Genomic DNA, 11,058 nt, shown 5'->3' on the forward strand with positions numbered 1-11,058 from the left:
GCGCTCAGTTCCGTGCCCAGCAGCGCGCCGACGGCGTCCGCGCGCCCCGACACCCGCATCCGGCGCGACCCCTCGTGCACCTCCTCGACCGCCAGCCCGGCCGCCTCGACGACGCGCCGCACCCGCGCGCCCCGCAGCCACCGGGCCGGTGCCACGGCTTCCTCGTCCAGCTCTACTCACTGCTGTCCTCGCGCTCCTGGGGCATGGGCGACCTGGGCGACCTCGCCGAGACGGCCTCCTGGGCCGGGCGCGCGCTCGGCGCCGGGTTCGTGCAGATCAACCCGTTGCACGCCGCCGTGCCCACGGTGCCGAGCGACCCGTCGCCCTACCGCCCCTCGTCGCGCCGCTTCTCCGACCCCGTGCACCTGCGCATCGAGGCGGTCCCCGAGTACGCGTACGTGACGGGCCCCGGCCGCGAGCGCCTGGACGCGCTGGGCGAGCGCGCCGCCGCGCTGCGCGCGGCCGTGCTCCACGAGGGCGCGCACATCGACCGCGACGCCGTCTGGGCACTCAAGCGGGAAGCCCTGGAGATCCTCCTCGCTGTCCCGCTGGGCCCCGGCAGGCGCGCCGAGTACTGCGACTACCTCGCCGCCCAGGGCAGGGCGCTCGACGACCACGCGACCTGGTACGCGCTCGCCGAGATCCACGGCCCCCACTGGCACACGTGGCCCGAGGGGCTGCGCGACCCGCGCTCGCCCGAGACCGCCGCCGCGCGGGGCGAACTGCTCGACCGCGTCGAGTTCCACAGCCGCGCCGCCTTCCTCACCGACCAGCAGCTCCGCGCCGCGAGCCACGCCGCCGCCGAGGCGGGCATGGCCGTCGGCATCGTCCACGACCTGGCCGTCGGCGTGCACCCGGACGGCGCCGACACCTGGGCGCAGCAGGGCGTGTTCGCCGACGGCATCTCCGTCGGAGCGCCGCCCGACGCGTTCAACTCGCTCGGGCAGGACTGGGGCCTGCCGCCCTGGCGCCCCGACGCGCTCGCCGCCACCGGCTACGCGGCCTACCGAGGCCTGTTGCGCGGCCTCCTGCGGCACGCGGGCGCGCTGCGCATGGACCACGTGATGGGCCTGTTCCGCCTCTGGTGGATCCCGCGTGACGCGGAGGGCGGCGACCCCACCCGGGGAACGTATGTGCGCTACGACGCCGAGGCCATGCTCGCCGTCCTCGTGCTCGAGGCGCACCGGGCGGGCGCGCCGGTGGTGGGCGAGGACCTAGGGACCGTCGAGCCCGGCGTGCGCGAGGCGCTCGCGCGGCGCGGCGTCCTCGGCACGTCCGTCCTCTGGTTCGAACGGCACTGGGACAAGGACGGGCAGCCGCCCCTCGACCCCGCCGAGTGGCGGCAGGGCTGCGTCGCGACGGCCACCACGCACGACCTGCCGTCCACCGCCGCCCGCCTGACCGGCGAGCACGTCGCCCTGCGCCACCGGCTCGGCCTGCTCTCCCGCCCGCTCGCCGAGGAACAGGCCGAGGACCGCGCGGAGGTGGCGGCCTGGCTGCGCGACCTGGCCGCGCTCGGCCTGCTGCCCGACCGGGCGCTCGGGCACGGAGCGGACGACGAGGAGGACGAGATCAGGGCCGTCCACCGCTTCCTGCTGGCCACCCCCGCGGCGATGGTCGGCATCTGGCTGCCCGACACGGTCGGCGACAGGCGCCCGCAGAACCTGCCGGGCACGTCCGACGAGTACCCCAACTGGCGGCTGCCGGTCGCGGACGCGGCGGGCCGCCCCGTGACGCTGGAGGAACTGGCCGCCTCGCCCCGCCTGCTCCGCCTGATGGAGGTGGTGGAACCACACGTCCCGGCGCGTACACCACCCCCGCCCGCGCGTCCCGCGTAGGCGTTCGCTACGTTTGCACCGTGGACAACAAGAACGCTCTGCGCGCCGGCGCCGTCGCGGCCGGTACGACGCTGATGATCCTGCTGATGTCGTCCCCGGCGCTGGCCGTGACCAAGCCCCAGGGCAGCGACCCGGGCCCCGGCCTGAGCGCGATCCAGACCGTCGGCCTCTTCGTACTGTGCCCGCTGGCGCTCTTCGCGATCATCGCGGGTCTCGTCACGGTCCTGGACCGCGGCCGCAAGGCCGACGCGCTCACCACGGTCACCAAGCCGAAGAAGCGGGCCAAGGCCGGGGTCTGACCCCGTTACGGCGCGCGCGGGACGCGCGCCGCCGCACAGCCGCTGACGATGCACCGCCCCGGCCACCGGGCGGTGCATCGTCATGTCCGCACGCGGGACGCCGCAGGCGCCGCCGTCGAGCCGGCGGAGCCACTCACCCGGTGCGGCCACCTCACCCGGTGCGGCCACCTCACCCGGCGTGGCCCACCGTGGGCCGGCCCCCTCGTACGAGCGGGCCGGCCCACCGGCGTGTCAGGCCTGGGCCGCCGACTCGTCCGCGCGCCTCGCGTTCAGCGCACGGGCGATGCCCGACCTGGACTCCGTCATCAGGCGGCGCAGCGCCGCGTTGGGGCCGGCCCCTTCGAGCCACGCGTCCGTCGCGTCCAGCGTCTCCTGGGAGACCTGGAGCGCCGGGTAGAGGCCGATCGCCACCTGCTGCGCCATCTCGTGCGAGCGGGTGTCCCACACGTCGGCCACCGCCGCGAAGTACTTCTCCGTGTACGGCGTGAGCAGCTCGCGCTGGTCCGTCTGGACGAACCCCGCGATCACCGCTTCCTGCACCGCGTTCGGCAGCTTGTCACCCTCGACGACCGACTCCCAGGCCTCGGCCTTCGCCTCCGCCGTCGGCCTGGCCGAGCGGGCAGCCGCCGCGTGGCGCTCGCCCGCCGCGGTGCGGTCGCGCTGGTACTCCGTGTCGATCTCGTCCTCGTCGAAGTCGCCCGTGGCCGCGAGGCGCTGCACGAACGCCCAGCGCAGCTCCGTGTCGACCGCGAGGCCCCCAATCGTCTCCGTGCCGTCGAGCAGGGCGCGCAGCAGCCGCAGCTGCTGCGGCGTGCGCGCCGTCGCCGCGAACGCGCGCGCCCACGCCAGCTGGTGGTCGCTGCCCGGCTCCGCGGCCCTGAGGTGCGCCAGCGTCGCCTCCGTCCACTGCGAGAGGCCCGCCTCGCGCCACGACGGCGCCGCGTACTGGTCGAGCGCGAGCTTCGCCTGGCGGTGCAGCGACTGCACCACGCCGATGTCGCTCTCCTTGCCGACCCCGGAGAGCACCAGCTTCAGGTAGTCGCGCGTGGCGAGCTCGCCGTCGCGCGTCATGTCCCACGCCGACGCCCAGCACAGCGCGCGCGGCAGCGACTCGGTGAAGTCGGCGAGGTGCTCGGTGACGACCCGCAGCGACTCCTCGTCGAGCCGGACCTTCGCGTACGACAGGTCGTCGTCGTTGAGCAGGATCACCGCGGGGCGCGCGCGACCGGCGGGGAACGGCACCTCGGTGCGCTCACCGTCCACGTCGAGCTCGACGCGGTCGGTCCGCACCAGCGCACCGTCGCCGTCGAAGTCGTAGAGGCCGACGGCGATGCGGTGCGGCCGCAGCACCGGCTCGCCCTTCGCGCCCTCGGGAAGGGCCGGCGCCTCCTGCCGCACGGCGAACGACGTCACCGCGCCGGACGCGTCCGTCTCGATCTCCGGGCGCAGCACGTTGATGCCCGCCGTCTCGAGCCACGCCTTCGACCAGGCCTTCAGGTCGCGGCCCGAGGTGCGCTCCAGCGCACCCAGCAGGTCGGCCAGGCGGGTGTTGCCGAACGCGTGCGCCTTGAAGTACGCCTGCACGCCGCTGAAGAACTCGTCCTCGCCGACGTACGCAACGAGCTGCTTGAGCACCGAGGCGCCCTTGGCGTACGTGATGCCGTCGAAGTTGACGAGCACGTCGTCGAGGTCGCGGATCTCGGCCATGATCGGGTGCGTGGAGGGCAGCTGGTCCTGGCGGTAGGCCCAGGTCTTCTCCGAGTTGGCGAACGTCGTCCACGAGTGCGGCCAGCGGCTGCCCGGCGCGGCGGCCTGGCAGGCGACCGACGTGTACGTGGCGAACGACTCGTTCAGCCACAGGTCGTTCCACCACTCCATGGTGACGAGGTCGCCGAACCACATGTGCGCGAGCTCGTGCAGGATCGTCTCGGCACGCCGCTCGTACGCCGCGTCCGTCACCTTCGAGCGGAACACGTACTGGTCGCGGATGGTCACCGCGCCCGCGTTCTCCATCGCGCCCGCGTTGAACTCCGGCACGAAGAGCTGGTCGTACTTCGCGAACGGGTAGGCGTGGTCGAACTTCTCCTGGAACCAGTCGAAGCCCTGCCGCGTCACGTCGAAGATCGCGTCCGCGTCGAGGAACTCGGCGAGGGAGGGGCGGCAGTAGATGGCGAGCGGTACCGTCCGGCCGTCCTTCTCGTACGTGCTGTGCACCCCGTGGTACGGGCCGGCGATCAGCGCCGTGATGTACGAGGAGATGCGCGGCGTCGCCTCGAAGCGGTGCACGCCCTCCCCGTCCGCCTCGGGCGTCGGGGAGTTGGAGATCACGGTCCAGCCCTCGGGCGCACGCACGGTGAACCGGAACGTCGCCTTCAGGTCGGGCTGCTCGAACACCGCGAACACCCGCCGCGAGTCCGCCACCTCGAACTGCGTGTACAGATAGGCCTGCTGGTCGACCGGGTCGACGAAGCGGTGCAGACCCTCGCCGGTGTTGGTGTACGCGCAGTCCGCGACCACCCGCAGCTCGTTGCGCCCCTGGCGCAGGCCGCGCAGCGCGATGCGCGAGTCCTCGAACACCTCGCCCGCGTCCAGCGCCGCGCCGTTCAGCACGACCTCGCGCACGGCGGGCGCCACCAGGTCGATGAACGTGTCGGCGCCGTCCTCCGCGCTGTCGAACACCACCGTCGTGACGGACGCGAAGGTGCCACCCTCCTGTGCGCCGCCGAGATCGAGGTCGATCTCGTAGCTGTCCACGCTGAGCAGCCGAGCCCGCTGCTGGGCCTCGTCGCGTGTCAGGTTCGTACCAGGCACCCGGGTCATCTCCTCATTGAGTCTCGCTGTACGAGTGCCATCCTTCCACGCGGGTACGACAGCGCGCCGTCGCATATCCGCCGGTGACGAGCTCCGCTCCTGTCCAGCATCGAAGGCATGGCATCCACCACGCGCGCGCCGGCGCGCCACACGCCTCTGCCCATCGACATCGCGGTCCTGCGCGCACTGCGCGTCCGCGACGACGCGGGCGCCGCCATGGCGCCCTTCACCGACGAGAGGGCGGCGCCCCGCTGCGCCGCTACGACGCACGCGGGCACATCGCGGGCGGCCGGCTCTTCGAGATTCCCGGCGACGCGGACGCCGGCTTCGACGCGGCGCTCGACGAGGCGTTCACCGACCCGGACGTCGCGCTCGTGCACGTGCGCGCGCTGGAGTACGGCTGCTTCCAGTTCGAGGTACGGCGGCCCTGAGGGCGGGGCGGGCGGGTCGCGAGACCCGCGACCCGCCCACCACGGCTACGCCCCGAGCTCGCGGGCGACGAGCTCCGCGATCTGCACCGCGTTGAGCGCCGCGCCCTTGCGCAGGTTGTCGCTGGAGACGAACAGGGCGAGGCCGCGGCCGTCCGCCACCGTCTCGTCCACCCGGATGCGGCCCACGTACGACGGGTCCTGCCCGGCCGCCTGCAGCGGCGTCGGGATCTCGGAGATCTCCACGCCGGGCGCCTGCGCCAGCAGCTCGTACGCGCGCTCCACACTCAGCGGCCGCGCGAACCGCGCGTTCACCTGGATCGAGTGGCCCGTGAAGACCGGCACCCGCACGCACGTGCCGGACACCGGCAGCTCCGGGATCTCCAGGATCTTGCGTGACTCGTTGCGGAGCTTCTGCTCCTCGTCCGTCTCGTGCGAGCCGTCGTCGACGACGCTCCCGGCCAGCGGCAGCACGTTGAACGCGATCGGCCGCTTGTACACCGAGGGCTCGGGGAAGTCGACCGCGCCGCCGTCGTGCGTCAGCCCGTCCGCCTCCGCGGCCACCTTCTGCACCTGGCCGTGCAGCTCCGCCACGCCCTTCAGGCCCGAGCCCGACACCGCCTGGTACGTCGTCGCGACCAGCGCTTCGAGGCCGGCCTCCGCGTGCAGCGGCTTGAGCACCGGCATCGCGGCCATCGTCGTGCAGTTCGGGTTGGCGATGATGCCCTTCGGCCGGTTCGCCACCGCGTGCGGGTTGACCTCGCTGACCACCAGCGGCACGTCGGGGTCGCGGCGCCAGGCCGACGAGTTGTCGATCACGACCGCGCCCTGCCCCGCGACCTTCTCGGCGATCGCCTTGGACGTGGCGCCGCCCGCGGAGAACAGCACGATGTCGAGGCCGGTGAAGTCGGCCGTCGCGGCATCCTCGACGGTGACCTGCTCGCCCTTCCACTCCAGCGTCGTGCCGGCCGACCGGGCGGAGGCGAACAGCCGCAGCCGGGTGACCGGGAAGTCGCGCTCCGCGAGGATCCTGCGCATGACCGTGCCGACCTGACCGGTGGCTCCGACGATTCCGACCTTCACGGGGTCTCCTTAGCTGTGACGTGCGTACGGATCGTTCCGCGCGTACGTACGGCGCTGTGCGTACGACGGTGGTGAGAGGCTGCCCATCATGCGGGCCCCCCACCTCACGTTGTCCACCCCATTGTCCGACAGCTCACAGAGATGCCCAACCGTGGTGATAGCGTTACACGCCCGCCGACCGAGGAGGTGAGTCCCGTTACCGCCGTCGTGCCGCAGTGTTCCACCGGACTCACCCGGTCCCGCTGATCCTTCCCCCGGGACGGGGACGTCCGGTCCTCCCGGAAGGTCAAGGCATCACACCGATGTCCATCGTCGCCACGCTCCGCGCCGCGGGGTGCGTGTTCGCGGAAGAAGAAGCCGAGCTCATCCTGTCCACCGCCGACGGCCTCGGCGAGGCCGCCGCCATGGCCGAGCGCAGGGCCTCCGGGCTCCCGCTCGAACACGTACTCGGCTGGGCCGGATTCTGCGGCCTGCGGATCGCCGTCGGCCCCGGCGTCTTCGTGCCACGCCGACGCACCGAACTGCTCGCGGCCCACGCCGCGCGCCTCCTCCCGCCCGGCGGCACCGCCGTCGACCTGTGCTGCGGCTCGGGCGCCCTCGGCGCCGTGCTCGCCGCCCGCACCACCGGCGAGGTGCACGCCGCCGACCTCGACCCGACCGCGGTCGTCTGGGCGCGCCGCAACCTCGAACCCCTCGGCGCTCACGTCCACCAGGGCGACCTCTACGCCGCGCTCCCGCCACGGCTGCGCGGCCGCGTCGACGTGCTCGCCGCCAACGTCCCGTACGTGCCGACGGGCGAGGTGCCGCTGCTGCCCGCCGAGGCGCGCGAGCACGAGCCGCTGCTCTCACTCGACGGCGGCGACGACGGCCTCGGCGTCCTGCGGCGGGTGGCGGCCGGCGCGCCCGGCTGGCTCGCCCCCGGCGGGACCCTGCTCAGCGAGACCGGCGAGCATCAGGCCGAGGCCGCGCTCGCCGCGTTCGCGGCCGCCGGCCTCGACGCCCGCCTCGTGGAGGACGACGAGACGGGCGCGACCGTCGTCATGGGCACGCGGGAAGGCCCCGCCCCTCACTCGTCCGCCGTCAGCGCGCGCTCCCAGGGGGACGGGGGCGCCGCCCCCTCCTCGGGGAGCCGCTTCGTGGCGGAGTAGCGGGCCCGTCCTGCCCGTACCCGCAGAACCAGCACCGGCAGGACGAGCAGCGCACGGCCCCTGCGGATCTCCGCGCCGCCGTCAGGACCCGGCGCCGCGGAGAACACCGCCGTGAGGACGTCGCCGACGTGCTGGACGGCGACATCTTCGAGGATCCAGTCGTCCAGGACGAGACGGACCTTGCGCGCGGACACCGACTTGCCCATGACCGCGATGTACACGTCCGAACCCGCCAGCCTGCCCGACCAGTCGGCGAACCAGTGCCCGCGCCCTGCGGGCCGCTGGTCAAGGCCGGCGCGTGCGGCCCCGAGTCCGTGCAGGGCCGCCTCGGCACCGTTCACCGCCGGGAGTGGATCGCCACCATTGCGCGCCATGGCCCCGACGATCTCACAGCGACGAGGCCGTCACCTCGCGGCCTGGCAGCGCGGGCACCAGAACAGGTTGCGCGCCGCGAGCGGCGCGGTGCGGATCGGCGTGCCGCACACGTGGCACGGCTGGGCGGCCCGCCGGTACACGTACACCTCGCCGCCGTGGTCGTCCACGCGCGGTGGGCGGCCCATCACCTCGGGCTCGTGCTCCGGGCGCACCGTGTCGATGCGGCCCGCGCGCACGCCCGCGCGCATCAGCCCCACCAGATCGGCCCAGATCGCGTCCCACTCCTCGCGGGTGAGGGCCTTCCCCGGCAGGTACGGGTCGATGCCGTGCCGGAACAGGACCTCGGCGCGGTACACGTTGCCCACGCCCGCGACCACCTTCTGGTCCATCAGCAGCGTGGCGACCGGCGTGCGCGAGCGCGAGATCCGGGGCCACGCGCTGTCCGCGTCGTTGCCGGGCGCCCGCGGGCGCAGCGGGTCGGCGCCGAGCCGTTCGTGTATCGCCTTCTTCTCGCCGTCCGTGATCAGCGCGCACGTCGTGGGACCCCGCAGGTCCATGTACGCCGTGTCGTTCACCAGGCGCAGCCGCACGGTGTCCGCCGGGGGCGGCGCGGGCGGCTCCCCGAAGGCGACCTTCCCGAACAGGCCGAGGTGGACGTGGATCCACCCGGCGGCCTCGAAGTCGAGGAAGAGGTGCTTGCCGTGCGCGTCCACGCCGTCGAGCACACGGCCGTCGACGAGGGCCGCGCCGTCGGCGAACTTTCCCTGCGGGCTGGCCACCCGCACCGGCCGGCCGCCGAAGCGGTCCAGGTGGTCGAGGGCCAGCCGGTGGATGGTGTGGCCTTCTGGCACAGGAGTGGCCGATCAGTCCTGCCGGGGGTGGTGCGCGGGGACCGGCGGCAGCTCGCCCGTCGCCTCGTACGCCGTGAGCATGTCGATGCGGCGGGTGTGCCGCGCCTCGCCCGAGTAGGGCGTCTTGAGGAAGACCTCGACGAACGACGTCGCCTCGTCGCGGCTGTGCATCCGCGCGCCCACCGACACCACGTTCGCGTTGTTGTGCTCGCGGCCGAGCCGCGCCGTCTCCTCGCTCCACGCGAGGGCCGCCCGCACGCCCTTCACCTTGTTCGCGGCGATCTGCTCGCCGTTGCCCGAGCCGCCGATCACGATGCCGAGGCCCTCGGGGTCGGCCGCCGTGCGCTCCGCGGCGCGCAGGCAGAACGGCGGGTAGTCGTCCTGGTCGTCGAGGATGTGGGGGCCGCAGTCGACCGGTTCGTGGCCGTGCGAGGTGAGCCACTGGACGAGGTGGTTCTTCAGTTCGTAGCCCGCGTGGTCGGAGCCGAGGTAGACGCGCATGGACCGAGTGTGGCACGGGAACAGGCGGGTATCGGACGGGGGCTCGCCTCATGTTGATCTGAGCCCGACAATGCCGTCAGCAGTCAGCACGCCGAGGGCGGCCCGGCGCAGTCCCGGGGCCGTCCCGACGCCGTCCCGACGACAACAGAACCCGAGGTTGCCCTATGACTCGCCCACCCACCCTCACCGCGGAAGGCGGAGATCCCGCCAAGCCCGGGCCCGAGGCCCCGCCGCCGGGCCCCGAGGGCGGTCTGCGCCCCGGGCTCAGGAGCCGTCACCTGTCGATGATCGCGATCGGCGGCATCATCGGCGCGGGCCTCTTCGTCGGTTCGGGCTCTGGCATCGCCGCCACGGGCCCCGCGATCCTCGTCTCGTACGCGCTGGTCGGCCTGATCGTCGTCCTCGTCATGCGGATGCTCGGCGAGATGGCCGCCGCCAACCCCACGTCCGGGTCGTTCTCCGCGTACGCCGACCGGGCGCTCGGGCGCTGGGCGGGGTTCTCGATCGGCTGGCTCTACTGGTTCTTCTGGGTCGTCGTGCTCGCCGTCGAGGGAACGGCGGGCGCCACGATCCTCAACGGATGGGTGCCGGCGGTCCCGCAGTGGGCGTGGGCGCTGATCGTCATGTGCGTGCTCACGGTGTCGAACCTGTCGTCCGTGTCGTCCTACGGGGAGTTCGAGTTCTGGTTCGCCAGCATCAAGGTGGTGGCGATCGGCGCGTTCATCGTCATAGGCCTGCTCGCCGTGTTCGGCGTGCTGCCCGGCTCGGACAACCCGGGCGACGGCTTCGGGCACCTCACGGACGCGGGCGGGTTCCTGCCGAAGGGGCCGGGAGCGATCCTCACCGGCGTGCTGCTGACGGTGTTCTCCTTCATGGGCAGCGAGATCGTCACCCTCGCGGCCGGTGAGTCGGCCGACCCGCGCCGCGCCGTGTCCCGTGCGACCAACAGCGTGATCTGGCGCATCTGCATCTTCTACCTGGGCTCGGTGCTGGTCGTGCTGTGTCTGGTGCCGTGGAACGACAAGTCGATCACCGACGACGGCAGTTACGTCGCCGCGCTCAACTCGATCGGCATCCCGCACGTCGGTACCGCGATGGACGTGATCGTGCTGACGGCCGTGATGTCCTGCCTCAACTCCGGCCTGTACACGGCCTCCCGCATGGCGTTCTCGCTGGGCCTGCGCGGCGACGCGCCCCGCGCCTTCCACCGCACCAGCGGGCGCGGCGTGCCGCACGTGGCGATCCTGTCCTCGGTGGCGTTCGGCTTCGTCGCGGTGTGGTTCAACTACCAGTGGCCCGACACGGTCTTCCAGTTCCTGCTCAACTCGTCGGGCGCGGTGGCGCTGTTCGTCTGGCTGGTGATCTGCCTGGCCCAGCTGCGCATGCGCCGGGTCATCCTGCGCGAGTCACCGGACAAGCTGGTGGTGCGCATGTGGCTGTTCCCGTACCTGACATGGGCGACGGCCGCGGTGATCGTGTTCATCATCGGCTACATGCTGACCGACGACTCCGCGCGCAGCCAGATGCTGCTCTCGCTGCTGGTCGCCGCCATCGTGGTGGCGGTGGCGCTGGTGCGCCGCGCGCTGGGCAAGGAGACGCCGGCGGCGCCGGCCGTCGAGCCGGCGGGAGCCGCGGGGGCGGCGGGGGCGGCGGGGGGGGTGGGCTACGCGAGGCGGGGGGGGTCGCCCGCGCGCGCGGAGACCGCGGGGGCGGGCCGGGGCGAC

10 protein-coding genes are annotated in these 11,058 nt (G+C 73.3%); 5 read left to right on the forward strand and 5 right to left on the reverse strand.

The window, feature by feature from the left end:
• The first annotated feature begins 74 nt into the window (after nucleotides 1–74).
• On the forward strand, nucleotides 75–1,838 hold the full coding sequence (gene malQ / locus JFN87_RS28675) for a 4-alpha-glucanotransferase (protein WP_372449298.1): 1,764 nt from the start codon (nucleotides 75–77) through the stop codon (nucleotides 1,836–1,838).
• A gap of 20 nt (nucleotides 1,839–1,858) precedes the next feature.
• The gene (locus tag JFN87_RS28680; RefSeq protein WP_030911681.1) at nucleotides 1,859–2,137 is read left to right on the forward strand and encodes a hypothetical protein; all 279 of its coding nucleotides are present in this window, start codon (nucleotides 1,859–1,861) and stop codon (nucleotides 2,135–2,137) included.
• Nucleotides 2,138–2,368: 231 nt separating this feature from the next.
• On the opposite strand, the gene pepN is transcribed toward JFN87_RS28680, so the two are convergent.
• Nucleotides 2,369–4,948: an aminopeptidase N gene (gene pepN, locus JFN87_RS28685; RefSeq protein ID WP_209344675.1), complete on the reverse strand. Its 2,580-nt coding sequence runs from the start codon at nucleotides 4,946–4,948 to the stop codon at nucleotides 2,369–2,371.
• A gap of 83 nt (nucleotides 4,949–5,031) precedes the next feature.
• On the opposite strand from pepN, the gene JFN87_RS34590 reads away from it, so the two are divergent.
• Nucleotides 5,032–5,379 (forward strand): DUF1203 domain-containing protein, encoded by a 348-nt coding sequence (locus JFN87_RS34590; RefSeq protein WP_372449297.1) that lies wholly within the window; start codon nucleotides 5,032–5,034, stop codon nucleotides 5,377–5,379.
• A gap of 45 nt (nucleotides 5,380–5,424) precedes the next feature.
• Here JFN87_RS34590 and JFN87_RS28695 read toward each other — a convergent pair whose 3' ends face one another.
• Nucleotides 5,425–6,459, reverse strand: a complete 1,035-nt coding sequence (locus JFN87_RS28695) for an aspartate-semialdehyde dehydrogenase (protein WP_209344676.1) — start codon at nucleotides 6,457–6,459, stop codon at nucleotides 5,425–5,427.
• Between the two features lie 302 nt (nucleotides 6,460–6,761).
• Here JFN87_RS28695 and JFN87_RS28700 point away from each other — a divergent pair, with 302 nt between their 5' ends.
• Nucleotides 6,762–7,607: a putative protein N(5)-glutamine methyltransferase gene (locus JFN87_RS28700; protein WP_209344678.1), complete on the forward strand. Its 846-nt coding sequence runs from the start codon at nucleotides 6,762–6,764 to the stop codon at nucleotides 7,605–7,607.
• Here JFN87_RS28700 and JFN87_RS28705 read toward each other — a convergent pair.
• The 3 genes from JFN87_RS28705 to JFN87_RS28715 are packed head-to-tail and all read right to left on the reverse strand — an operon-like array spanning nucleotide 7,526 to nucleotide 9,334.
• Nucleotides 7,526–7,981 (reverse strand): hypothetical protein, encoded by a 456-nt coding sequence (locus JFN87_RS28705; protein WP_209344680.1) that lies wholly within the window; start codon nucleotides 7,979–7,981, stop codon nucleotides 7,526–7,528. The genes JFN87_RS28700 and JFN87_RS28705 overlap by 82 nt on opposite strands.
• Nucleotides 7,982–8,011: 30 nt before the next feature.
• Nucleotides 8,012–8,833 (reverse strand): Fpg/Nei family DNA glycosylase, encoded by an 822-nt coding sequence (locus tag JFN87_RS28710; protein WP_209344682.1) that lies wholly within the window; start codon nucleotides 8,831–8,833, stop codon nucleotides 8,012–8,014.
• A 12-nt stretch (nucleotides 8,834–8,845) separates the two neighbouring features.
• Nucleotides 8,846–9,334, reverse strand: a complete 489-nt coding sequence (locus tag JFN87_RS28715) for a ribose-5-phosphate isomerase (protein ID WP_209344684.1) — start codon at nucleotides 9,332–9,334, stop codon at nucleotides 8,846–8,848.
• A gap of 164 nt (nucleotides 9,335–9,498) precedes the next feature.
• Here JFN87_RS28715 and JFN87_RS28720 point away from each other — a divergent pair.
• The coding region (locus JFN87_RS28720; protein WP_209344687.1) for an amino acid permease at nucleotides 9,499–11,058 on the forward strand (1,560 nt) is incomplete at its 3' end.

The organism is Streptomyces montanisoli, assembly GCF_017813245.1.
Lineage (GTDB): Bacteria > Actinomycetota > Actinomycetes > Streptomycetales > Streptomycetaceae > Streptomyces > Streptomyces montanisoli.

Coding starts and splice junctions, on each gene's coding strand:
- JFN87_RS28715 (WP_209344684.1), bottom strand. CDS start 9,334: ATGCGCGTCTACCTCGGCTCCGACCACGCGGGCTACGAACTGAAGAAC.
- JFN87_RS28700 (WP_209344678.1), top strand. CDS start 6,762: ATGTCCATCGTCGCCACGCTCCGCGCCGCGGGGTGCGTGTTCGCGGAA.
- JFN87_RS28705 (WP_209344680.1), bottom strand. CDS start 7,981: ATGGCGCGCAATGGTGGCGATCCACTCCCGGCGGTGAACGGTGCCGAG.